Below are 23,336 nucleotides of genomic sequence, written 5' to 3' on the forward strand. Positions count from 1 at the left end.
AACCATGTCTAGGCGAACCCCTCGGGTCCCGCGGTGAGCAGGGAAAAGGGGATTCCCGGTGTGTTAGCTGTAGTCATGCCCGATTCGGCCAGCGGAAGGAAGCGGTCGTGACCCTGTTCGTCGAGGCCGAGGGGATCACCAAGACCTTCGGCAAGGTCCGCGCGTTGGACGACGTCAGCCTGCAGGTGCCGCGCGGCACCGTGTGCGGGCTGCTGGGCCACAACGGCGCCGGCAAGACCACTTTGGTCAACGTGCTGACCACGTTGGTGACGCCGACTTCCGGCCGGGCCAGTGTCGCCGGGCTGGACGTGCAGCGCGACGCCGTGGCGCTGCGCAGCCGCATCGGGCTCACCGGCCAGTTCGCTTCGGTGGACGAGCAGCTTTCCGGCTTCCGCAACCTGATCCTGATCGCCCGCCTGCTCGGCGCCTCCATGAAGGAGGCCAAGGAACGGGCGGACGAGCTGCTGACGGCGTTCGGCCTGCTCGAAGCGGCCGGGCGCCCGGCGAAGACCTACTCCGGCGGTATGCGGCGGCGCCTCGACCTGGCCGCGAGCCTGGTCGGCCACCCCGACGTGATCTTCCTCGACGAGCCGACGACGGGCCTCGACCCGGCCGCCCGGATCGCCATGTGGGAGATCGTGGAACAGCTCGTGCGCGACGGCTCGACCGTGCTGCTCACCACCCAGATGCTCGACGAAGCCGACCGGCTGGCCGACAAGATCGTCGTGCTGGCGCACGGGAAGGTGATCGCCGCCGGCACTTCGGCGTCGCTCAAGGCGCAGGTCGGCAAGCGCACGGTGACCCTGACGCTGGCCGACTCGGCCGAGGCCGAACGCGCCGCGGACGCGGTGCGCCTGGCCGGGCTGGAGGCCCGGGTGTCCGGAGTGGACGAACTGGCCGGGCTCGCGCTGACGGTGCCGGTGGAGAAGTCCACCGACCTCGCGCGCGTGGTCCGGGCGCTCGACGACGTCAAGGTCGAGCCGGTCGAGCTGGCGCTGGTCGACCCCCGCCTCGACGACGTGTACCTCGCGCTCTCCGGCGGGCCGGCCGATTCCCCCACCGACACCGAGAGGCACTGACCCATGAGCGCACCGACGACGCTGTCCACTTCGGACCGGCCCACCGCGGCCGGACCGGGCGGCGGTCCGTGGCGGGGCACCTCGGTGCCGATGCAGATCATCATCCTCACCGGCCGCTCGCTGCGGGCGGTCGTGGCGTCCCGGGCGCTGGTGCTGCTGGGCCTGCTGCAGCCGCTGATCATGCTGATCCTGTTCAGCCAGGTGTTCGCGAGCCTGGCCGGCACCAGCTCGTTCCCGGCCGGGGTGTCCTACATCGACTACCTGATGCCCGCGGTGCTGGTGATGGGCTCGCTCTCGGTGGCGCTGCAGTCGGGCGTCGGCCTGCTCGACGACATGCGCAACGGCGTCGTGGCCCGGTTCCGCACGCTGCCGATCGCGTCGGCGTCGGTGCTGGTGGCGCGCAGCCTCGCCGACGTCGTGCGGCACGCGCTGCAGCTGGCGATCATGCTGGTGCTGGCCGCGACGTTGTTCGGGTTCTCGCCCGGCGGCGGCTTCACGGGCGTGCTGCTGGCGTGGCTGATGTGCATCGCGGTGGGCTGGTCGCTCAGCTGGATGTTCATGGCGATCGGCGTCTGGATCTCGAACGTCGAGGTGATGCAGGGCGTCACGTCCATGGTGATGTTCCCGCTGATGTTCGCGTCCTCGGCCTACGTCCCGCTGTCTTCGCTGCCGGCGTGGCTGCGCGCGGTGGCCACGGTGAACCCGCTGACGTACTCCGTAGACGCGTCGCGCAACCTGGCGCTGGGCAACCCGGTGGGCATCGGGGGACTGGCGGCTCTCGGTGCGGCCGGCCTGATCGGGATCACCGGCGCCATCGTCGCCACGCGGGGCTTCCGCCGCTCCGCCTGACCCCCCTCTCGAGTCTGCCGCGGCGGGGTCGTGAGTGAGAAACTGTGTTCTAACCCAGTTTCTCACTCACGACCGGCCGCGGCAGACTGCTTTAGGGGAGCAGGGCTTCCAGGGCGTCGGCCGCCGCGGGGGCGCCGCCCGCCTGCTCGATCTCCTTGGCCATCAGCGCGAGCCGGGTGGTCAGCGAGTCGTCCGCGGCCATCGCCTCGACCGCGGCGAAGATCGCCGCCCCGCTCGCCTCGGTGACCGGGATGTGCCGGCCGAGGCCCAGCTCCGCGACGCGGTGGGCGTTGGCCAGGGTCTCGCCGCTGTGGGAGACCGCGACGATCGGGACCTCGTAGCGCAGCGCCTCCAGGACGCTGCCCATCCCGGCCTGGCAGACCAGCGCCGTCGCGTACTTCAGCACCGACGGGTGCGGCATCCAGTTGTGCGCCTCGACGTTCGGCGGCAGCTCGCCGAGCGCGGCCAGGTCGGCGCCGCGGCCCAGCGTCAGCACCACGTGCCACGGCTTGCCGCGGAAGGCCTCGATGCAGCCGGTGAAGAACCCGAGGTCCTTGCTCATCGACGTGCCCAGCGAGATCAGCACCACCGGCAGGCCGTCGCCGGGGCGGACCCAGTGGCCTTCGAGGGGACGGCAGTCCGCGGTCGGGCCGACGAACCGGTACCGCTCGCCGAACGTCTCGCTCCCGTAGTGGAACGCCCTGGGGATGTAGACCAGGCGCGGCTCGTCGCCGGACGGCGTCAGGCTGGCCATCGCCAGGTCCGGGTCCAGCCCGTGCCGCGTGAGCAGCGCCGAGACGCCCGCGCCGAACTCTTCGCCGAACCGCTCCAGGCGCGGGTCCCGGTGGTCGAAGCCGGTGGCGGCCGGGTGGTCGTCGGGCGGCTGGGGCGAGCCGGGGATCTCGTCGTCGTCGTTTTCGATGAAGACGGGACAGCTCTCGACGAGCGGGACGTCCCAGGCGCGCGCGAGCACGCGGGCGGCGTTGCCGCTGATGGTGTCGTGCACGATCAGGTCGGGCCGGTCGCCGGAAAGCCGCTCCAGCGCCGGTTCGAGCGCCGCGAAGCCTTCGCGCATGAGATCGATGATCATCGTGACCGCGTCGTCGGCGCTGTCGACCTTGGTGACCGACGCGGGGAAGTCCGAGTGGTACGGCAGGACCTCGGCGGGGCTGTCGCGCAGCAGTCCCGTGAACTGTTCGGCGACGACGAACGTGACCCGGTGGCCGCGCGCGGCGAGCGCCTCGACCGGGCCCAGCATCGGGTTGATGTGCCCGACGCCCGGAAAGCTGAAGAAGACGATGTGCCGACCCTGGGTCATGGCTGGAGTATCGCGAAAAACCCCAGCTCAGAGCGGGTTTACGGGCAAAGTCTAGGGAATTCGCTACCCTCACTTTGCGTGGTTAAACATCACTTCTGAGTGACTACGAAGGTTGCGGGTTCGCGCGCGGAGATCGACTTTCGTTGCCCGGGATGAAGACTCCCGGCCGCAGAGAACGCCAGGTCCACCCGGGTCTACTTGGACCATGACCCTTACCGGTGAGACCACCGACAGCCGGCCGGGCCGCACGCGCCCGGCGTTCGCGCGGACCCCGGTTCTCCTGATCGCGGGAGTCGCCGGAGCCCTGCTCCTCGTCGCCAGCCGGAACTACGGGTTCTCGTTCGACGAGGCCTACTTCGTGGTGGCCGGCCGCGACCACCCCGCGTGGGGCTACTTCGACCAGCCGCCGCTGGTGCCGTTCGTGGCCGCGGGGCTGGACCACCTGTTCCCCGGCTCGCTCATGGCGTTGCGGCTGCCCGCGACGCTCGCCGCCGTCGGCGGGATCGTGCTGAGCGCGCTGATCGCCCGCGAGCTGGGCGGGCGCCGGGTCGCGCAGACCGTCGCCGCGGCGGCGTACGCGATGTCCGGCGCCACGCTGATCTGCCACTACCTCGCGACCTACTCGATCGACCCGTTCTTCTGGTCGCTCATCCTGTGGCTGGTCGTGCGCTGGACCCGGGTGCGCGACGACCGGCTGCTGTTCGCCGCCGGGCTCGTCACGGCCGTGTCGCTGCAGACGAAGTTCCTGGTCCCGGCGCTGTGGGTGGCGCTCGCCGTCGCTTCGCTGGTCTTCGGGCCGCGTGACCTCGTGCGCCGTCCGCTGCTGTGGGCGGGCGCGCTGGTCGCGACGCTGACGACCGTGCCGACGCTGGTCTGGCAGGCCGCGAACGGCTGGCCGTACACCCGGATGTCCGAGGTCGTCGCGGCCGAGTTCCCCGGCACCGGCCCGTTCCTGCTGGAGCTGCTGTCCGGGCCGGGCCTGGTGATCGGCGTCCCGCTCGCGTTGTTCGGGTTCGGGCGCCTGCTCGCCGCGCGCGACCTGCGGCCGTACCGCTTCCTCGGTGTCGCGTTCCTGCTGCTGATCGTGGCCTACCTGCTGACGTCGGGCCGGTCCTACTACGTCTACAGCCTGTACGCGCCGCTGTTCGCGGCCGGCGCGGTGGGCCTGCAGGACGTCAAGTGGCCCGCCGCCGCGAAGGCGCTCGGCTGGGTGCTCGTCGCGGCGTCGATCCTGCAGGCGCTCGTCGCGCTGCCGATCTACCCGAAGTCCTGGGCCGAGCGCATTCCGGACGTGCCGCTGGTGCCGCTGACGGCGAAGGTCTTCGTGCAGTCCGACGGTCAGCTCGGCCAGCTTTCCGACGCCGTCGTGAAGGTCTACGCCGCGCTGCCGCCCGAGCAGCGCGCCCGGACGGCGATCATGACCGACAGCTACGCCTTCGCCGCCGACCTCCAGCTCTTCGGCGCGGAACGCGGGCTGCCGAACGTCTACAGCGCGCACCGCGGGTACTTCTACTTCGGGCACCCGGACGAGAGCGTCGACAGCGTCCTGTTCGTCGGCGACGCGAGCCCGCCGGTGGCCGGTGCGTTCGCCCGGCACCAGGAAATCGTGCCGCAGTTGATGACCGTCTTCAGTGGACGGACCGTCGCGTGGGACGCGCTGTGGCCGCGGTTGCGCACTCAGTAGGTCAGCCCTTGAGCGGTTCCCACCACCCGCGGTTGTTCTTGTACCAGTCGACGGTGTCGCGCAGGCCGGTGTCGATGCCGACCCGCGGGCTGTAGCCGAGCTCGGTGGAGATCTTCGTGATGTCCACCGAGTAGCGGCGGTCGTGGCCCTTGCGGTCCTCGACCGGCCGGATCGCGGTGTGGTCCCGGCCGGTGACTTCGAGCAGCCGCTCGGTGAGCTCGCGGTTGGTCAGCTCGGTGCCGCCACCGATGTTGTAGACCTCGCCGGCGCGGCCCTTTTCCGCCACCAGCTGGATGCCGCGGCAGTGGTCGTCGACGTGCAGCCAGTCGCGGACGTTGAGGCCGTCGCCGTAGAGCGGGACCTGGAGGCCGTCGACCAGGTTGGTGACGAACAGCGGGATGACCTTCTCGGGGAACTGGTAAGGCCCGTAGTTGTTGGAGCAGCGGGTGATCGACGCGTCGAGGCCGTGGGTGATGAAGAACGAGCGGACCAGCAGGTCGGAGGCCGCCTTGGAGGCGGAGTACGGCGAGTTGGGGGCGACCGGGTGCGTTTCGGGCCAGGAGCCCTCGTCGATGGAGCCGTAGACCTCGTCGGTGGAGACGTGGACGAACTTGCCGATCTCACGCTCCAGCGCGGCCTGCAGCAGCGTCTGCGTGCCGAGCACGTTGGTACGGACGAACTCCGCGGACCCGGCGATCGACCGGTCCACATGGGACTCGGCCGCGAAGTGCACGACCAGGTCGGTGCCGGTCAGTTCCCGCTCGACGACCTCGGGGTCGCAGATGTCGCCCTCGACGACCCGCAGGCGCTCGTCCCCGGCGACCGGCGCCAGGTTCGCGCGGTTGCCCGCGTAGGTGAACTTGTCGAGCACGACCAGCTCGTCGGGCTCGAATCCGGCGTAGTGGCCGGAAAGCACGTTGCGGACGTAGGCCGAGCCGATGAAACCGGCGCCGCCGGTGACCACCATGCGCATGGGAAGGATCCTCCGGGGGTTCAGACCGCGGTGAGCGGCCGCGCGCGGCGCGCGAAGTCCATGACGTACTCGCCGTAGCCCGAGCTGCCGATCCGCTCGCCCAGCGCGTGGCACTGGTCGGCGTCGATGAAGCCCATGCGCAGCGCGATCTCTTCGAGGCAGGCGATCTGCACGCCCTGGCGGGCTTCCATCGTCTGCACGTACTGGCCGGCGTCCAGCAGCGACTTGTGCGTGCCGGTGTCCAGCCAGGCGAAGCCGCGGCCGAGGTCGACGCAGCTCGCGCGGCCCCGGTCGAGGTAGACGTTGTTGACGTCGGTGATCTCCAGCTCGCCGCGCGCGGACGGCTTGAGCCCCTTGGCGATTTCGACGACGTCGTTGTCGTAGAAGTACAGGCCGGTGAGCGCCCGGTTCGACTTGGGGTTGGCCGGCTTCTCCTCGATGGAGATCAGGTTCCCGTCGGCGTCGCACTCGCCGATGCCGTGGCGGTGCGGGTCGGAGACCTCGTAGCCGAACAGGACGCAGCCCTTGAGGTCGTGCGTCGCGGCGCGCAGCACGTCCGAGAAACCCTGGCCGTGGAAGATGTTGTCGCCGAGGATGAGGGCGGAGGTGTCGTCGCCGACGTGCTCCTCGCCGATGATGAAGGCCTCCGCGAGGCCGTTCGGGTGGGCCTGCTCGGCGTAGCTCAGGCTCAGCCCGAGCTCGGCACCGTCGCCCAGCAGCCGCTTGAACGCGGGCAGGTCGTGCGGGGTCGAGATGAGCAGGATCTCGGTGATGCCGGCGAGCATCAGGACCGAGAGCGGGTAGTAGATCATCGGCTTGTTGTAGACCGGAACGAGCTGCTTGGAGACGCCCAGCGTGACCGGATGCAGCCGGGAGCCGCTGCCGCCGGCCAGGATGATGCCTTTCATGTGGGCCCCAGGTTCTTGGTCGGGAAGGATCGCGTCCGGCCCCGACCCTAAGTCCGGGACTAGTAGGAGAATCTCCAGTCCTGGCCCGGTCGTGAGTGAGAAACAGTGTTCTAACACTGTTTCTCACTCACGACCCCGGCCGCGGCGGACCGTCAGCGTTGGGTGGCCTTCTGCCGGGTCTCCGTCGTGGGCACGTACGCCGGCAGGTCGGCCGCGATCCGGAACCCGCCGTCCGGCGTCGGGCCGGCCTGCAACGTTCCGCCGACCAGCTCGACGCGGTGGCGCAAGCTCGACAACCCCAGCCCGGAACCGCTGCCCGCCAGCACCTCGTCCGGCTGCCGCCGGGGCGGGGTGTTGACGACGCGGATGCCGACCCCGTCCGGGCGGTAGCGCAGCTCGACGCGGATCTCGGCGCCCGCCGCGTGCTTGCGGGCGTTGGTCAGCGCCTCCTGCACGATCCGGTGGACCGTGCGCGCGATCGTCGGGGACATCTGGGAGCGCTCGCCTTCGACGTCCAGCTCCACCGGGATCCCGGCCGCGACCGACTCGGCGACCAGCGTCGAGGGGTCGGGCGGCTGCTCCGGCGTCCCCGCCGAGCCGGTCCGCGGGCTCGGGCCCGCCAGCCGCTCGGAGATGTCGGCCGCGGTCGTGTTCAGGACCCCGACCAGGTCGCGCAGCTCGTCGAGCGCCATCGCGCCGCGGGCGCGGATCTCCTCGGCCGCCTTGCGGACGTCGGGTTCCTTCGAGCTGATGCCCAGCGCCCCGGCGTGCAGCACCATCAGGCTGAGCCCGTGGGTGAGGACGTCGTGCATCTCCGCGGCGAGACGGCGGCGTTCCTCGAACCGGGCCTGCTCGGCCAGCAGGTGCGTCTCGCGTTCGGCCCGCTCGGCGCGGTCGCGCAGCTCCTGCAGCAGCTGCTTGCGCGCGTCGAGGTACAGCACGACCGCCGCCGGGCCGATCGTGCTGAGCAGGCCGACCGGGGTGATCGTCCAGCTGGGCGCCCACGGCTCGCTGCCGATGATCGCCAGCGCGCCGACGAAGGCGTACGAGACGCGCTGGCTCTGCGTCCGGACCAGGAAGATCACGATGACCGGCGTGATGCGGGGCAGGATCAGCGGGCTGGCCGGGTCTTCCGGGGAGAGCAGGCCGGGCGCGAGCGCGTCGGCCAGCACGGTCGCGAAGGTGACCGCCAGCGCGATGCTCGCGACCGTCTTGGGGAAGCGCCGCAGCCCGAGCACCGAGACGTCGACCGTCAGCTGGAGGATGAGGTCGGCGCGGGGGCCGGCCCAGCCGGTGGTGGGGTTGCTGCTGAGGCAGATCGCCACATCGAGCGCGCCGAAGATCACCGCCAGGCTGAGCAGCGTCGCCAGTTCGTGCTTGGGCCCCATGCGGGTGCCAAGCTGCTCACGCAGCGTGGTTCGAGTACCTGGAGTGACGTCCGACACGGGCTCCACGTTAGCTCCCGGAGCACCTTCCAGGAGGTGGACCGCCGGTTCCCGCGGCGGACTAGCGACGAAAGTTGCCCTCCGGCGGACCGACCGACAACTTTCGTTGGTTCCCCTTCACCCCGTCGGCCCACGGGCAACAAGGGGGACCTCAAGTCTTGGTTAAATGTCCAGTTTCGGGCGCTCGGTAATGCTACAAGTATGTCACCCGTCCGGGTGGTGGTCTTCGCTGACAGCCTGCGTCGCGCCTGGTACGGTCACTCGTTAGTGGAGGAAGTGGCACGGATCGGGCACCGACGGTGGTTTTCATCCCGGCGGCGGTGTCAATAGCGTTCGAACGGTCAGGTCCTTCGGCGGCTCTGGGGGCTGCGGGAAAGGATCCGGTTTCGCCGGGTCCGCAGGAAAGGTCGATGGCGGCATGGCGGATCCCACTCCGAATCTGGTCTTCGCCGGGTATTCGGGCGCATTGTCCCGGTGTGCGGTGCTCGCGTGGACGGAGTCCGCGCAGGCAGCGCTGGTGGACGGGGCGCCCGACGGCGGCGTCCGCGCCCTGCTGGCGGGCTTCGAAGCGACGGAAACCGGCCGGTCCGCGAATATTATTCGTCTTTCCGGCGAAGCCGATGCCGAGCCCGCCGAGTTCCACGCGCTCTCCGAACTGTTCGCGGGTCACGCCGATCCGGGTGGTGCCATTGCGCGCACTCTGGAACTGCCCGCGGAAGACGGTTCCGCACTGCACCGGAAATTCCGCACACTGCGGTCTTTGTTGCTTTCCGGGCCATTGCGGAAAAAGAATGTCGTGATCGTCGTCGAAGACGCTCAATGGTGCGATGAATCGTCCGTGCGGTTCTTCGACTTCCTGCTGCGGTGCGGCCGCGGAGAGCGGTTTCTGCTCGTCCTCGGCCGCCGTCCCGGCGAGGCCGGTCCCGGCACCTGGGCACTGGGGCAGATCGGTGCGCAGGACCGGTGCCACCGCTGGGAAGTCGCCGCGCCGCGCCCGGTCGACGCGCTGGCCGGGCTGTCCGCGCAGGCACGGACGGTGGCCACCGCCGTGGCCGTCCTCGACGAACAGAACGTGACCAGGGTGGCCGCTTTGTGCGGGCTGCCCGCGCGTCCGGTGCGGATCGCCCTCGACGGAATTCGCCGCGCGAATCTGTTCGCCGGAAGCGTGCTCGACCGGTCGGTCCGATCCCGCCTGCTCGCGGAAACGCCCGCCGAGGAACTCGCTCACCTGCATTTGCGCGCGGCGCGCGTGCTCAACGACGACGCCCGGCCCGCCGCCGAGGTCGCCCCGCACCTCGGCGCGCTGCCGCGGCTCGACGAGCGCTGGATGATCGACCTCGCGCTCGAAGCCGCGGCCACCGCGGAACACCGGGGCGACCCGGCGACCGCGGTCACCCACCTGTCCCGCGCGGTCGCCGCCGAGCCGGGCCGGCTCGACGTCCGGCTGGCGCTGGCCGCCGCCCGGCTCGAGCTCGACCCGGAAGCGGCGATGACGGAGCTGCGCACGGCCGCCGGCCACGCCGGCGACCCACGTGACCACTGCGCGGTGGCCGTGCTGTTCGCGCTCGCGGCCACCGCCGCCGACGCCGCGGGCCGGCGGCAGGCCCCGCTCGGCGGCCTGGTCGACCGGCTGGCCGTCCGGCTCGGCACGAACTCGCCCGCGGTGCCCGTGGCGGCGCTCGCCGCCGCGGCCACGACCCGGGAGGCCGCGCGCGGCCTGCTGCGGGAACGGGCCGCGACCGCCCCCCGCGCGGCCGCGGCCCGCCACCCCGGCGCCCGGGACCTGGCGGACCGCTCCGCCGCCCTCGCGCTGGCCGGCCGCGGCAGCGAGGTCGCCGCGGCCTGCGCCCGCGCCGTCGTCCGGCTGCCGGTGGCGGCCGCGTCGAGCGACGACCTGCTCGCCGCCGCGCGGACCCTGCGGCTGGTCGACGACGCGCCGAACGCCTTGCGAGCGCTCGACCGCGCGGTGGCCGAGGCCGCGGTGCGCGGCGACCGGGCCGGGCTCGGCCGGGCGCTGGCCGCCCGCTACCGCGCGCTGCGGGAGAGCGGCGACCGCGACGGCGCGCTCGCCGACATCCGCGTCGCGGCGCTGGCGAGCGCGGGACAGCGCCTGGGGCTCGAGGTCCGCACCGCGCTGGCGACCGCCCTGTGCGACGACGGCGAACCGGCCGCCGCGGAAGCGCTGCTGCGCGCGGCCCGCCCGCACGAGCTGGCCGCCGCGCCGGCGGAGCACCACCTCTGGCTGCTCGGCCTGGCCGGGGCCCGTGCGCTGCGCTCCGATGTGGACGGTGCACTGGAGCTGCTGCTCGAATCCGGCCGCCGGCAGGACGAAGCCGGCGTCGGCAACCCGGTGTTCGCGCCCTGGTGGTACGCCGCCACGCTGCTGCTCGCCCGGCAGGGCCGACACCGCGAAGCGGCCGCGTACGCCGACCGCGGGCAGGATCTCGCCGAGGGCTGGCCGACGGCGACCGCCCGCGGCCTGGTGCTGGCCGCCCGCGGCGTGGTCGCGTCCGGGACGCGGGCGGTGGAGCTGCTGGCGGAGGCGGGCCGGGTACTGGCGGCCTCGCCGTGCCGGGTCGAATACGCGCGGACGGAGTACTTGCTGGGCAAGGCTTTGACGTGCACCGGCGACCGCAAGGCCGCGCGCCAGCACCTGCGCCAGGCCGCCATGCTGTCCGCCTGCTCGGGGTGGTGCTCGATCGGCGAGCTCGCCCGGGAGCTGCTCGAGGAGTCGGGCGGACGGCTGCGGAAGCCCCGCGCCGACGTCCTGACCCAGCGCGAACGCGAAGTGGCCGAGCTGGTCGCCGGCGGGGCGAGCAACCGCGATGTCGCCGGCACCCTGTTCGTCTCGCCGCGGACCGTCGAGCTGCACCTGACCAACGTCTACCGGAAGCTGGCCGTCGACAGCCGGGCCGAACTGGCCGACGCGCTGCGGGCGAGCGCGGGCTCGGCCGCCGCCGGGGCACCGAAGAGGACCCATGGGCTCGCCGGGTAGCGAAGACGCTCCGGCGCGCACCGGGCGGACGCCCCCCGAGGCGGCCGGTGTGCCACCGCAGCGCGGCGTGCCCGGGCCACGGCTGGTCGAGCGGGACGAGGAGTCCGCGCTGCTGGCCGCGCTCGTCCACGACGTGCGCGAAGGGCGTCCGGCGGTCGTGACGGTCACCGGCGCGCCCGGGGCCGGCCGCAGCGCGCTGCTGGCGTCCGTCGCGGCGACCGCCCGTCAGGCGCGGCTGCGCGTCGCCCACGTGCCGTGCTGCCCGTCCGACGGCACCCGGCCCTTCACCGTGCTGCACCAGGTCTTCACCGCGCTCGGCAGCCCGCTCCCGGCGGCCGCGGCGGGGGACGGCGGCGGTGCGCGCGTCCTCGCCGGGCTGTGCCGCGAGCTGGCCGCCGCGGTCGACGGACGACCGCTCGTGCTCGCCGTCGACGACCTGCACTGGGCCGACGCCGCGTCCCGGGCGTGGCTGCACGCACTCTCCGGGCTCCCGCGCGAGGTTCCCGTGCTGCTGGTCGTCGGCCAGACCGGCGGGTTGGACACCTGGCGGCCCCGCGCGGCCGCCGCGCACGCGATCCGGCTGCGCCCGCTCGGCGACGCCGCGGTGGCCGGCCTGGTGCGCGAACGGCTGGGCGCGGGGGCCGACGAGCGGCTGGTCGAGCACGCCGTGCGCGGCAGCGGCGGGAACCCGGCGGTGCTCGCCGAAGGACTGAACCGGCTGCGCATGGAACCCGGTTTCGCGCGGGAACAGGCAGCGCTGTTCACCCGGATCGCCGGGGAACGCCTGCTGCGCCTGGTCGACGGCCTGCCCGCCGAGCTCACCGCGGTGCTGCGCGCGGTCGCGGTGTGCCAGGACGGCTTCGGCCCGCGGCTGCTGGCCGAACTCGCCGGATGCCCGCCGGAGCGGCTGGGCGGAGAACTCGCGCGGCTGCGCGCGCTCGGCCTGGTCACCGCGGACGGTGGGCTGACCGAACCGGACGCCGGCCAGCGGGTGCTGGGCCGGATGACCGGGAGCGAGCGCGACGCTTTCTTCACCCGCGCGGCGAAGCTGGGCTACGAACACGGCGTCGCGAACGCGGCCGTCGCGGCGATCCTGCGCCGGACCCGGGTGATCGGCGAACCCTGGGTGGTGGAGGTGCTGTGCGCGGCCGCCCGGCTGGGCCAGGGCGACGGCCCCGACGGGCAGACGACGGCGTCGCTCAAGCGCGCCCTGCGGGAACCCCTCGAACCGGCGCGGCGCGCGGCCGTGCTCCTCGACCTCGGCGCCGCGGAACTGCTGCTGGACCAGGACGCGGGCGACCGCCACCTGGCCCAGGTACTGTCCGAAGTGGACGGTTCCGGGCTCGGCGGCCATCGGCTGCTGGCCGCGGACCTGCTCAACGCGCGCGGCGGGCTGAACGAGCGCACGCTCATCGCCGCGTTCCGCCGCCCGGACGTCTCGGCGGCCGAACGCGCCACCCTCCTCGCCCTGTACTGGCTGGCCGACGGCGACCCGCAGGACCGCTCGACCGTCGGCGGCTACGGCATGCCACCGCTGCCCGAACGGCCGTCCGACCCGGCGCAGGCGGCCGTGGCCGCGGTGCTGCTAGCCCGGCGTGGCGTGCGCCCCGCCCGGGTGCGCGGGCTCGCGCGCGCCGCGCTGGCCCAGCCGATGGCGGAGGTGACGTCGCTGACCGCGCGCGCCGCCGCGGTCCGCGCGCTGGTGCTCACCGGGGACCTCACCGAAGCGGAGACCCACGGCGAAGACGTGCTCGCACGGGCGCGCCGCCGGCGTTCCCGGACGCTGATCGCCCGCGCACTGGCCGAGCGGGCCGAACGGCACCTCGCGGCGGGGACCCTCGACGCGGCGGCGGCCGACCTGGCCGGCGCGCACGAGCTGGTGCCGCCGCGGCACTGGCACTCGATGCTGCGCGGCCGGGTGATCGCGACCGAGGCGCGGGTGCACCTCGAAGCCGGCCGCGCCGACCTCGCGCGGCAGGCGCTCGAACGCGACGCCGTCGAGCCGGGACCCGGGCTCGGCAGCGCGTTCCTGTTGTACGCCCAGGGCGCGGTGCTGCTCGGCGAGGACCGGCCCGGCGAGGCACTCGCCCCGCTGCGCGAGTGCGGCCGCCGCCTGTCCGCCCGGGGCTGGGAAAACCCCGAAGTCCTGCCCTGGCGATCGGCCGCGGCGAAGTGCCTGGTGGCCGCCGGCGAGCGGGAAGCCGCCCGGCTGCTGCTCGCCGAAGAGCTGGCCGCCGCGACAGCATGGGGAACACCGGCCGCGGTCGGCGGCGCGCACCTGGCGGCCGCGCTCACCCTCGGCCCCGGCGACCCCGGCCACGCTGGGCACCTTGAGCAGGCCGTGGGGTTGCTGCGCGGCAGCGGCAGCCACCTGCGCCACGCGACGGCGCTGGTCGAGCTGGCGGCGGCCGGCGGCGCCGCGGACCACCTCGCGGAGGCGAGCACGCTGGCGGCGCGCTACCGCTGGCGGCCCATCGTCGGACGGCTGCGGGAGCTGACCGGCCGGCCGGTGGCGGAGGGTGGGCTTTCCGAGGCCCAGCGCCGGGTGGCGAAGCTGGCCGCGGCGGGAACGTCGAACGCCGGGATCGCGGTGGAGCTGGCGGTGACCCGCCGGACGGTCGAGCTGCACTTGACGAACGTCTACCGCAAGCTGGGCATCGACGGCCGGGGGCAGCTCGCCGAGGCGCTCGCGGGCAGCGGCGAGGAGGGGTAGCCGTGGCGTTGCGGGACCGTGGGACGGAGGTGGCCGGCGGCCGGGCATGGCACCTGAGCAGCGCCGACCGAACGCTGGGTATCGATGGCACGCGGCAGCTCGCGGGTAGCGGCGAGGGGTGGTAGCCGTGGCGTTGCTGGGACGTGAGGTGGATGTGGCTGGCGGCCGGGCGCGGCACCTGACCAACGCCGACCGAACGCTGGGCATCGACGGCCGGCGCAAGCTCGCTGGGGCGCTCGCGAGCAGCGGCGAGGCCGACGTCGACCGCAAGTCCGGCATCAACCGTCGGCGGCAGCTCGCCACCACCGGCGAGGAGGGCTGACCGTGGCGCTGGCGGAACGTGAGCCCGAACTGCGTCGGCTGCTCGGCGCGATCGCCGCCGCCGGGGCGGGGGATGGCTCGGTCACGGTGGTCACCGGCCAGCTCGGCGTGGGAAAAACCGCCCTGCTCAAGGAAATCCTCCGGTCGGCGGAGGCGGACCCCGGCGGCCCGCGGGTGCTCACGGCGGCGGCGAGCCGGACTGAACAGGACTTCGACTTCGGGATCGCCTGCCAGGTGCTCGAGCCGCTGGTCGCCGAGGCGGACGCGGGTGCTGCCGACCGCTGGTTCGCCGGGACCGCCGGCGCGGCGCGGTGGCTGTTCCCCGGTGCCCCGGGGTGGCCGGGGTGGGAACCGGGTGAGCACAACGACGTGCTGACCGCGCACGGGCTGGTCGGCCTGCTCGCCGCGATCAGCGCCGACCGGCCGCTCGCCGTGCTCGTCGACGACCTGCACGTCGCCGACCGGCAGTCGCTGACCTGGCTGCGGCAGTGCGCCCGGCGGATCCACGACCTGCCCTGCGCGCTCGTCGTCACGGTCCGCGAGGGCGACCCGGGCGCCGACCGGCCCGCGATCCGCGAGCTGTGGGAGCTGGCGAAAACCCGGATCCGGCCCGGAAACCTGTCGGAGGACGGCGTCGCGGCGGTGCTGCGCGCGATGTCCGACGGCCGGGCCGGCGACCCGCGCGTCGTCGCCGCCTGCCACGCGGCGAGTACCGGAAATCCCTTGTACCTCAACGAAGTCGTGCGCCGCGCCGGGCCGTCGGTGCTCGGGGAACGGCTGTCCGCCCAGCTCGCCGTGCTGCCCCCGCAGGTGGGCGACTGCGCCCGGGCGATCGCCGTGCTCGGCGAGCACGCCCAGCCGTGGCTGGTCGAACACCTCACCGGCGCCGACTCGGTCGCCGTCGCGGAGGCCGTGCGGTCCTTGGAACGCCTGGGGGTTTTCGCTCCGGCGTGCCCGCCGCGGTTCGCCGCACCCGTGCTGCGGACCGCGATCGAGACGTCGATGACCGCGCAGGAGGACCTGCGGCTGCGGGTGCGCGCGGCGACCGTGTTCCACGAAGCCGGGTTCGCCGCCGAGACGGTCGCGGCCCAGCTGCTCGAGGTGCCCGCGCCGTCGCCGGCGCCGTGGATGCCGGAGGAACTGCGCACGGCCGCCGACGCCGCGACCCGGCGCGGGGAGCCCGAGACGGCGGCGCGGTACCTGCGCCGCGCCCTGCTCGACCTGCCGCCCGACGGCCCGGAGCGCGGCTGGCGGCTGGTGGACCTGGCTCTCACCGAAGCCGCTTTCGACGTCTCCGCCGCGATCCGGCACCTCACGCAGGCGATCGGGCTGCTGCCGACGCCGCGCGAACGGGCCGAGGCGGTCACCCTGCTGCCGCTTTCGGCGTTCCTCCGCCCGGAAGCCGCCGTCCTCGTCGCCCGCGTCACTCCGGAGGACGCCGGCGCCCAGGCGGGACTGCGCCTGGAGGCGCGGATCCGGCTCACCCGCTGCGAAGACCCCTCGCTGCTCGCCGGGGCGGTCGACCGCCTTCGCGAGCTGGGCCCGGAGCCGCCGATCGCCACCCTCGCCGAACGCGAGCTGCTCGCAGTCCTGCTGCACGCGGCCACGCTGAGCGCCGGGATGCCCGCGGCGACCGTGGCGGAGCTGACCGACCGCCTGCTGCGCTGCGCCCCCGCGTCGTCCGCGGAGTTCGCGGGCACCGCGCCGCTGCTGATCATCTCCGCGCTCACCGCGGGCGCGCTCGGCCCGACGTCGGCGTGGCTGGAGAGCGCGGTGGGCGAACCGGTCCGCGGCCGCCCCGCGCGGCCCGCGTCGTTGATCGCCGCCCGCGGGGCGGTGCTGGCCCAGACCGGGCAGCTCACCCGCGCCCGGGCCACGGCCTGGGAGGCCTACGAGCTGATCGGCGGGAACCTGGGCGAAGCACCCGAGTCGCTGGTGATGGCCCTGGTGGCGATCGCGGTGGTCACCCGGGACGAGCGGCTCGCCACGACGCTGGTCGAGCACTACGACGAGCACGCGCTCGGGCGCGCCGGCCTGCACATCCGGGCCGCGCTGCTGATGCTGCGCGGCGCGGCGACGGCGGTCGAGGACCCCCGGGGCGCCCTGGCGCGGTTCCTCGACTGCGGCGCGGCCCTGCACCGGGCGGGCTGGCGGAACCCGGCGCTGTTCCCGTGGCGGACGTGGAGCGCCTGGCTCCAGCGCCGGCTCGGCGACCCGGTCTCGGCCGGCGAGCTGATCGACGACGAGGTCCGGTGGGCGCGGAGCTGGGGCGCGCCGGCGCCGCTCGGCCGCGCGCTGCGGATCAAGGCGTCGCTGTCCTCGGGGGCCGGGGACACCGACGGCTTGCTGGCGGAGTCGATCGCGACGTCCCGGGCGTCGGGGGACCGGCTCGAGCTGGTCCGCGCGCTGCTGGCGGAGGGCGCGCTGCTGCGCGACGCCGGGAAAGCGGGGGCGGCGGACCGGTTCCGCGAGGCTTACCGTCTCGCCGAGGGCTGCGGCGCGCCGTGGCTCACCTGCCGCACGGCCGAGGAGACGACCGGGCCGGGCACGCCGGCCGGGCCGTCGGCGGCGCTCAGCGAGGCGGAGGGCCGGGTGGTCGGGTTCGCCCTCGACGGCCTGACCAACGGCGAGATCGCGGCCGAGATCAACGTGACCCGGCGCGCGGTCGAGAAGCACCTGACGAACTGCTACCGGAAGCTGGGTATTTCGGGCCGCGCGGAGCTGGCGGAGGTCTTCGGCGCCTGGGGATTCGGGGCGCGCAGCAGCGCCTAGTCAGCGCCTAATCAGCCCGCGAGACCGGCTTCGTGGGCCAGCAGGCCGGCCTGGGTGCGGTTGGCGCAGCCGAGCTTGGTCAGCATCCGCGAGACGTAGCTCTTCACCGTGGCCTCGGACAGGTGCAGCTTCGCCGCGATGGCCGCGTTCGACATGCCCTCGCCGAGGCAGACCAGCATGTCCAGCTCCCGGTCGGTGAGGTCGGAAGTGCGCTCCCGCGCCTCCTGCGAACGCTCGTGCTCCCCGGCCGACGCGGTGACCATGCGGCGCGCGGCTTCCTTGGACAGCACCGTGTGGCCGTCGGCGGCCACCCGCACCAGCCCGATCAGGTCCTCCGGCGGCGTCGACTTCAGCAGGAAGCCCGAGGCGCCGGCCCGCAGCGCCTTGAGGACGTAGCTGTCGGTGTCGAACGTCGTGAGCGCCACGACCGACGGCGGGTTCGGGAGCTTGACGATGCGCTCGATCGCGGTCAGCCCGTCCACCCCGGGCATCCGCAGGTCCATCAGCATGACGTCGGGCCGGAAGCGTCCCGCGGCCTCGACGGCTTCGGCGCCGTCCTGCGCCTGCCCGACGATGTCGATGTCCCCGGCGGAGGTCAGCACCGTACGCAGGTGCGCGAGCACCATCGGCTCGTCGTCGACGATCACCAGGCGGATCACCTTGTCGTCTTTCCCTTGTGTGCGCACACCCCGCAGTATCGCACTGTCCGGGCCACCACCGCCCGGACAGTGCGACGCGGTGTCGATCAGCCCTTGGCGACCAGGTCCAGCAGCTTGCCGGTGAGGTCGAGGTGCTCGTCCACGCTGCTCGTCAGGTAGGCGATGTCGACGAAGGTGTGGTCCGGTTCGAGGGCCGCGACGATCTTCGTCACCGACTCGGCGATGAGCTCCGGTTCCGTGCCCGGGGCGGCGTTCACGCGCAGCGCCGCCCCGATGGCCTTCGGGTCGCGCCCGGCGCGTTCGGCGTCGGCCCGGATCTTGGCCAGGGTCGAGGTGAGCACGTCCGCGGGGAACTGCTCGGGGACCGACCAGACGGGCAGCCAGCCGTCGGCCCGCTCGGCGACGCGGCGCAGCGACTTCTCGCCGAACCCGGCCAGGTGCACGGGCGGCTTGCGCACCGGCTTGAGGTCGACGTGCGACTCGGCGATGGCGTACCCGACCCCGTCGTGCGCGACCACGTCGCGAGTCCACCAGGTCTCGAGCAGGTCGAGCAGGTCGTCCAGCCGCTTCCCGCGTTCGTTCATCGGGATGCCGACGGCGGTGTACTCGTCGGGCGACCAGCCGATGCCGAGGCCGGGCAGCAGCCGTCCGTTGCTGGCGACGTCGATGCTGGTGAGCATCCGCGCGAAGTTCGCGGGCTGGTACTGGGTGGCGTTGATGGTGCTGGAGCCGAGGATCGCGGTCTCGGTCACGGCGGCGGCGACGGCCAGCGCGGTGAACGGGTCCTGGGCGGTGTGGAACTCCTCGGGCATGGTGTCGTACCCGGGATAGGAGACGACGGGCGCGACCGGCGAAAGCAGCCGGTCACCGACCCACAGACTGGCTGCCCCGGCCCGTTCGGCTTCGCGTGCGTACCGGGCGATCCCGCCCGGCGTGGCGGCGGCCTTGCCGAAGACGGGAAGGCTGAACCCCAACTGCATGAAATTCTCCCCTGGAGAGCGAACGGATCTTGCTGACCCTGAAGCCAGTAGTACTCGCGTTTAGTTGCTCGTTCAAGTAGGTCGATGGGTCCAAGGCCTACCAGTCGATCTTCGCGAACAGGAACGGCTCGTTCTCCGGCGCTTCCTTGCGCGCCCGCAAGGCTTTCTCGGCGGGTGCCCCGGCCGGCACGCGCAGCGGAGGCGACGGCTGCTCGATGGTCGTGGCCACCGTGACGGCCACTTCTTCGGGCGTCACCACTTCGCCGCGAAGGGCGGAAAGCCGGTCGTGGAGCGGGGTGTACGGGTCGTCGTCGGTGAAGAAGACCTTCGCGCGTTCGCCGCCCCCGGAGGAAACCGCGCCGGGCTGGACGATGCTGACGTCGACGCCGAAGTGGCCCGCTTCGATGGCGAGCGTCTCGGCGATCGCCTCCAGGGCCCACTTGCTGGCCGCGTACGGGCCGATGATCGGCAGCACCAGCCGTCCCTGGATGCTCGAGACGAAGACGAGGTGGCCCGATCCGCGTTCGCGCATCGCCGGGAGCACGGCCTGGGCGACCCGCAGCGCGCCCACCGTGTTGAGCCGGAAGAGCCGTTCGACCTCCTCGAGCGGAACGGTTTCCAGTGGTGCGCGCACGGTCTCGCCGGCGTTGCTGACCAGGACGTCGATCTCGCCGGCGTCCCGGACGGCCGCGTCGACGCTGTCCTGGTCGGTGACGTCGAGGCGCAGCTTCCGGTCGACGGGGAGGTCGGCGAGCGCGCCGGGCTGGCGCGCGGTCGCGATCACCCGGTGGCCGCGCCGGGCCAGCTCGAGCGCGATCGCGCGGCCGATGCCGCGGGACGCGCCGGTGACGAGTACGGACGACATGGTGGTGCTCCTCAGGGAACGAAGTACGGGCCGTTGGTGGTGAACGTGTCCTTCTGTGCCAGCACGAACTGCTCGACCGATTGCGGGGCCCGGCCGCCGACCTTCTCGACGACGTCGTTGGTGCCGGCGAAGACGCCGTTGCGGTAGTCGATCGCGACGTGGCCGAGGTGCTGGACGAGGTGCGCGGGCAGCCCGCGTGCGGTCGTCGCCGAGGAGAACTCCTCGACGCTGATCGGTTCGTAGCGCACCGGGATGCCGAGCGTCGCGGCCATGATCCCGGCGATGTCGTGGTGGTTCAGCTCGACCGGGCCGTGCAGGGTGTAGGCGGCGCCGGCGTGCGGCTCGGGGTCGGTCAGGACCGCGGCGATCACGTGCGCCTGGTCGGCCGACGCGATCGGCGCGTGCCGTCCTTCGCCGAAGGGGAGGCGCAGCAGGCCTTCGCCGTCGCGCAGCTCCCACCACGTGGTGAGCCACTCGGCGAAGAACGTCGGCCGCACGTGCGTGGTGAGCAGGCCGGTCCGCTCCAGCACGCGTTCGGCGAGCCAGTGCTGCCGCGCGGCGTTGCTGCGCGCTTCGCGGCGGGCGGAGATCTGCGACATGTCGACGAGGGAGCGGACGCCGGTTTCCGTTGCCGCCTGGGCGAAGTTGACCGTCGCCTCGAGCAGGCCTTCGCGGACCGGATAGCAGAAGTAGGCGCCGGTGACGTCGCGCAACGCGGCGGTGACGCCGTCGAGGTCGAGGAAGTCCGCCCGGACCACCTCGGCACCCGCCGCGGCGAGCGCGCGCGAGCGGTCGTCCTCCCGGCGCACCATGGCGCGGACGCGGTGGCCGCGGGCCAGCAAAAGGGCGATCGTGGCGCTGCCGGTCTTGCCGGTCGCGCCGGTGACGAGGAAGAGCCGGTCGTCGTGGGACATCTCAGGCCACCCGGTCGCCGACGAGGGTGCCGCGCATGAGCCACGTCGGGCCTTCGGCGAACGCGGCGGCTTCGCTGAAGAAGGCGCCGAAGTAGGGACCGCCGGTGTGGGCGTTGAAGGCGTCGACGTCCGCGTAGACCTCGTTGAGGTAGTAGACGTCGGGGTTCCCTTCGTCCGCGATGACTTCGAACCGGCGGGAGCCGGGCTCGTTCGCGAGGGAGTCGCGCGCGGTCTTCGCGGCCAGGCGGACGAAGTCGTCGCGCCGGTCCGGCCGGACCGTGAAGGAGACGAGGAACTGGTACACGGGACCCTCCTGAGGGTAGTTCATTCACTGAACTACGTCACCGTAGCACGAGTCGGTTCAATGAACGAACTACTCCGTGTACGCTGGAGACATGGCTCTCCCCAGCACCTACGCGGACCGCAACTGCTCGCTGGCGCGCTCCCTGGAGGTCGTCGGCGAGCGGTGGACGCTGATGATCGTCCGCGACGCCTTCTTCGGCGTCCGGCGGTTCGGCGACTTCGCCACCCAGCTCGGGATCCCGCGCGCGGTCCTGACCACGCGGCTGAAGTCCCTGGTGCAGGAGGACGTCCTGGTCCGCGACGACGACGGCGGGTACCGGCTGACGGACAAGGGCGTCGCGCTCTGGCCGATCGTGCGGGCGCTGATGGGCTGGGGCGACGCGTACTACTCCCCGGCCGGCGAGAAGCGCACCACCCGCCACGACGAGGACGGCGGCCGCCTCGACCAGGACGGTCGCTGCGAGGAGTGCGGTGCGCTGGTGCCGGTCCCGGAGATCCGCATCGAGCCGGGTCCCGGCTACGAGCACCGGCCCGGCACCCCCGACCCGGTCTCGGTCGCGATCAACACCCCGCGCCGCCTGCTGGAACCGGTCACCCGGCCGGTGTGACCCGCGTCATGCCCTGTCACAGCCACGGTGAACGAGGTGTCTTGAGGCCGACTGAAGGAGACCTCATGGAAATCGCACTCTGGATCGCCGCCGGGCTGCTCGCCGCCGTCGCCCTGACCGGGGGCGTGAGCAAGACGTTCGTGCCGCAGGCGAAGCTCGCCGCGGCTCCCGGCGGGCAGTGGACCGGCGAACGCAGCGCCGGTTTCGTCAAGACGCTCGGCGTTCTCGAACTGCTGGCCGCCGCCGGCCTGATCCTGCCCGCCGCGCTCGGCATCGCGCCCGTCCTGGTCCCGGTGACCGCCGCCTGCTGGGTGCTGCTCATGATCGGGGCCATGGTCACCCACCTGCGGCACGGCGAAGCCAAGTTCGTCGCGCTGAACCTGACGTACCTCGCCATCGCCGTTTTCGTCGCCTGGGGCCGTTCATGACCGCGACCGAAGCCTTCGTCGCCCACCGCAACCTGCTCTTCACCGTCGCCTACGAGATGCTCGGCTCGGCGGCCGACGCGGAGGACGTCCTGCAGGAGACCTGGCTGCGCTGGGCCGACATCGACCTCGGGCAGGTGCGCGACCAGCGCGCCTACCTGGTCCGCATCACGACGCGCCTGTCGCTCAACCGGCTGCGCACGGTGAAGCGCCGCCGGGAAGCGTATGTCGGGCCCTGGCTGCCCGAGCCGCTGCTCACCACGCCCGACGTCGCCGAGGACGTCGAACTCGCCGAGAGCGTCTCGATGGCGCTCATGCTCGTCCTCGAGACGCTGACGCCGACCGAGCGCGCGGTGTTCGTGCTGCGGGAGGTCTTCGACTTCGGCTACGACGAGATCGCCGACGCCGTCGGCAAGACCCCGGCCGCCGTCCGCCAGATCGCGCACCGCGCCCGCAAGCACGTCGACGCCCGCCGCCCGCGCGAGACGGTCTCGGCGCGCGACACCCGCGCCGCGCTGGAGTCGTTCCGCCGGGCGCTGGAAACCCGGGACCTGCAGGGCCTGCTCGACGTCCTCGCCCCGGACGTGGTCCTGATGAGCGACGGCGGCGGCGTGAAGCAGGCGGCCCTGCGCCCGGTCGTCGGCGCCGGCAAGATCGTCCGTTTCGTCCTCGGCGGCATCGCCCGCACCGACGCGAAGCTCACCAGCGCGCCCACGGTCGTCAACGGCAACCCGGGCCTGCTCCTGCACCTGGACGGCGAACTGGACGGCATCATGGCGGCCCGCGTCGAGGGCGGCCGGATCACCGGCCTGTACTACGTGCGCAACCCGGAGAAGCTGACCCACGTCGAGTCGGAAACCCCGCTGACCCTGCGGTGACCCGCGCCCGGTGACGGCGGACAGTAGTTCTCCGGGCGCGGCACGTGGGCGTACAGGTATGGAGTCAGGTACTTGTACGGGTGTGGCGGCGCGTGCCCCGGCGCAAGCTGGTGCGGCCCCCGATGACCGCAGGAGGTCGGAAAACCCATGGTGCACGGCCGGTCGCGTCCCCTCCTCCGGGTCGTCGATGCCCCCGCGAGCGTCCCGGAGCCGCGACCGGCCACCTCGGGTTCGCGAGAGCGCTACGCCGACCTCGACGATCGGCGGCTCGCCGCCATCCTGGCCGCCGAGGACTCCGCGGAAGAGCACGGCCTCAACCCGCACACCCGCAGCACCTGCTACGTCCACCGGTGCTGGGCGCACCAGTGCGTGGGCAACCCGCTGCACGTCCTCGTGGTCACCGGCCACCGGTGGTGCCGCCGCTGCGAGTGCCCGGTGGACGTCGCCGTCGACGAGACGCCGCCCGGTGCCGTCCACCTGTACTGCCCGCGCTGCGGCCAGGCCGGCTCGGCGGCCAACCGGGAGGTCCGCCAGGCCTGCCGCACCAGCCTCTCCGCCATGCACGGTGGCGACGCGCCGACGCTGTACGGCCTCCCTGACGCTTGAGTGCGGTTGCTTCCTCCGAGGGGTCCGCATTGACCGTTCCG

Annotated in this window: 20 protein-coding genes; 11 read left to right on the forward strand and 9 right to left on the reverse strand. The window is 73.0% G+C overall.

Going from position 1 to position 23,336, the window contains the following annotated elements:
- The first annotated feature begins 107 nt into the window (after positions 1 to 107).
- Both AA23TX_RS28570 and AA23TX_RS28575 read left to right on the forward strand, forming a co-directional pair.
- Positions 108 to 1,079: an ATP-binding cassette domain-containing protein gene (locus AA23TX_RS28570; RefSeq protein ID WP_155545888.1), complete on the forward strand. Its 972-nt coding sequence runs from the start codon at positions 108 to 110 to the stop codon at positions 1,077 to 1,079.
- A 3-nt stretch (positions 1,080 to 1,082) separates the two neighbouring features.
- A complete protein-coding gene (locus tag AA23TX_RS28575) occupies positions 1,083 to 1,928 on the forward strand; it encodes an ABC transporter permease (RefSeq protein ID WP_155545889.1) in 846 nt (281 codons plus the stop codon).
- Between the two features lie 91 nt (positions 1,929 to 2,019).
- On the opposite strand, the gene AA23TX_RS28580 is transcribed toward AA23TX_RS28575, so the two are convergent.
- Positions 2,020 to 3,246 (reverse strand): macrolide family glycosyltransferase, encoded by a 1,227-nt coding sequence (locus tag AA23TX_RS28580; RefSeq protein ID WP_155545890.1) that lies wholly within the window; start codon positions 3,244 to 3,246, stop codon positions 2,020 to 2,022.
- A 205-nt stretch (positions 3,247 to 3,451) separates the two neighbouring features.
- Here AA23TX_RS28580 and AA23TX_RS28585 point away from each other — a divergent pair, with 205 nt between their 5' ends.
- Positions 3,452 to 4,930: an ArnT family glycosyltransferase gene (locus tag AA23TX_RS28585; protein WP_155545891.1), complete on the forward strand. Its 1,479-nt coding sequence runs from the start codon at positions 3,452 to 3,454 to the stop codon at positions 4,928 to 4,930.
- A gap of 1 nt (position 4,931) precedes the next feature.
- On the opposite strand, the gene rfbB is transcribed toward AA23TX_RS28585, so the two are convergent.
- From rfbB to AA23TX_RS28600, 3 genes are all read right to left on the reverse strand, one after another.
- The gene (gene rfbB, locus AA23TX_RS28590) at positions 4,932 to 5,903 is read right to left on the reverse strand and encodes a dTDP-glucose 4,6-dehydratase (protein WP_155545892.1); all 972 of its coding nucleotides are present in this window, start codon (positions 5,901 to 5,903) and stop codon (positions 4,932 to 4,934) included.
- Positions 5,904 to 5,923: 20 nt separating this feature from the next.
- Positions 5,924 to 6,811 carry a glucose-1-phosphate thymidylyltransferase RfbA gene (gene rfbA, locus AA23TX_RS28595; RefSeq protein WP_155545893.1) on the reverse strand — a complete coding sequence of 296 codons (888 nt, stop codon included), beginning with the start codon at positions 6,809 to 6,811 and terminating at the stop codon, positions 5,924 to 5,926.
- A gap of 152 nt (positions 6,812 to 6,963) precedes the next feature.
- A complete protein-coding gene (locus tag AA23TX_RS28600) occupies positions 6,964 to 8,256 on the reverse strand; it encodes a sensor histidine kinase (RefSeq protein ID WP_230862747.1) in 1,293 nt (430 codons plus the stop codon).
- Between the two features lie 418 nt (positions 8,257 to 8,674).
- Here AA23TX_RS28600 and AA23TX_RS28605 point away from each other — a divergent pair, with 418 nt between their 5' ends.
- The 4 genes from AA23TX_RS28605 to AA23TX_RS28620 all read left to right on the forward strand — a co-directional run bounded on the left by AA23TX_RS28605 (position 8,675) and on the right by AA23TX_RS28620 (position 17,057).
- Positions 8,675 to 11,251, forward strand: coding sequence for a LuxR family transcriptional regulator (locus tag AA23TX_RS28605; protein WP_155545894.1), 2,577 nt, complete (start codon positions 8,675 to 8,677; stop codon positions 11,249 to 11,251).
- Entirely contained in the window at positions 11,235 to 13,964 is a 2,730-nt protein-coding gene (locus AA23TX_RS28610; protein ID WP_155545895.1) for an AAA family ATPase, read from the forward strand. Before AA23TX_RS28605 ends, AA23TX_RS28610 begins: the two co-directional genes overlap by 17 nt.
- A gap of 127 nt (positions 13,965 to 14,091) precedes the next feature.
- Entirely contained in the window at positions 14,092 to 14,286 is a 195-nt protein-coding gene (locus AA23TX_RS28615; RefSeq protein ID WP_155545896.1) for a hypothetical protein, read from the forward strand.
- 2 nt (positions 14,287 to 14,288) lie between these two features.
- Positions 14,289 to 17,057, forward strand: coding sequence for an ATP-binding protein (locus AA23TX_RS28620; RefSeq protein ID WP_155545897.1), 2,769 nt, complete (start codon positions 14,289 to 14,291; stop codon positions 17,055 to 17,057).
- A gap of 11 nt (positions 17,058 to 17,068) precedes the next feature.
- Here AA23TX_RS28620 and AA23TX_RS28625 read toward each other — a convergent pair whose 3' ends face one another.
- From AA23TX_RS28625 to AA23TX_RS28645, 5 genes are all read right to left on the reverse strand, one after another.
- Positions 17,069 to 17,716, reverse strand: coding sequence for a response regulator transcription factor (locus AA23TX_RS28625; protein ID WP_155547366.1), 648 nt, complete (start codon positions 17,714 to 17,716; stop codon positions 17,069 to 17,071).
- Between the two features lie 86 nt (positions 17,717 to 17,802).
- Positions 17,803 to 18,696 carry a TIGR03619 family F420-dependent LLM class oxidoreductase gene (locus tag AA23TX_RS28630; protein ID WP_155545898.1) on the reverse strand — a complete coding sequence of 298 codons (894 nt, stop codon included), beginning with the start codon at positions 18,694 to 18,696 and terminating at the stop codon, positions 17,803 to 17,805.
- A 97-nt stretch (positions 18,697 to 18,793) separates the two neighbouring features.
- Complete coding sequence (locus AA23TX_RS28635) at positions 18,794 to 19,561, reverse strand: SDR family oxidoreductase (RefSeq protein WP_155545899.1); 768 nt, start codon at positions 19,559 to 19,561, stop codon at positions 18,794 to 18,796.
- Between the two features lie 11 nt (positions 19,562 to 19,572).
- Complete coding sequence (locus AA23TX_RS28640) at positions 19,573 to 20,475, reverse strand: NmrA family NAD(P)-binding protein (RefSeq protein ID WP_155545900.1); 903 nt, start codon at positions 20,473 to 20,475, stop codon at positions 19,573 to 19,575.
- Between the two features lies 1 nt (position 20,476).
- The gene (locus AA23TX_RS28645) at positions 20,477 to 20,779 is read right to left on the reverse strand and encodes a putative quinol monooxygenase (protein ID WP_230862748.1); all 303 of its coding nucleotides are present in this window, start codon (positions 20,777 to 20,779) and stop codon (positions 20,477 to 20,479) included.
- 91 nt (positions 20,780 to 20,870) lie between these two features.
- Between AA23TX_RS28645 and AA23TX_RS28650 the strand changes: the two genes are divergently transcribed.
- The 4 genes from AA23TX_RS28650 (at position 20,871) to AA23TX_RS28665 (ending at position 23,295) form a co-directional block, all read left to right on the forward strand.
- Positions 20,871 to 21,386, forward strand: coding sequence for a winged helix-turn-helix transcriptional regulator (locus tag AA23TX_RS28650; protein WP_155545902.1), 516 nt, complete (start codon positions 20,871 to 20,873; stop codon positions 21,384 to 21,386).
- A gap of 65 nt (positions 21,387 to 21,451) precedes the next feature.
- Positions 21,452 to 21,814: a DoxX family protein gene (locus AA23TX_RS28655; protein WP_155545903.1), complete on the forward strand. Its 363-nt coding sequence runs from the start codon at positions 21,452 to 21,454 to the stop codon at positions 21,812 to 21,814.
- Positions 21,811 to 22,689 (forward strand): RNA polymerase sigma-70 factor, encoded by an 879-nt coding sequence (locus AA23TX_RS28660; RefSeq protein ID WP_155545904.1) that lies wholly within the window; start codon positions 21,811 to 21,813, stop codon positions 22,687 to 22,689. Before AA23TX_RS28655 ends, AA23TX_RS28660 begins: the two co-directional genes overlap by 4 nt.
- 147 nt (positions 22,690 to 22,836) lie before the next feature.
- Positions 22,837 to 23,295, forward strand: a complete 459-nt coding sequence (locus AA23TX_RS28665) for a hypothetical protein (protein ID WP_230862749.1) — start codon at positions 22,837 to 22,839, stop codon at positions 23,293 to 23,295.
- Positions 23,296 to 23,336: the final 41 nt, after the last annotated feature.

It is taken from the genome of Amycolatopsis camponoti, from assembly GCF_902497555.1.
Classification (GTDB): Bacteria; Actinomycetota; Actinomycetes; order Mycobacteriales; family Pseudonocardiaceae; genus Amycolatopsis; species Amycolatopsis camponoti.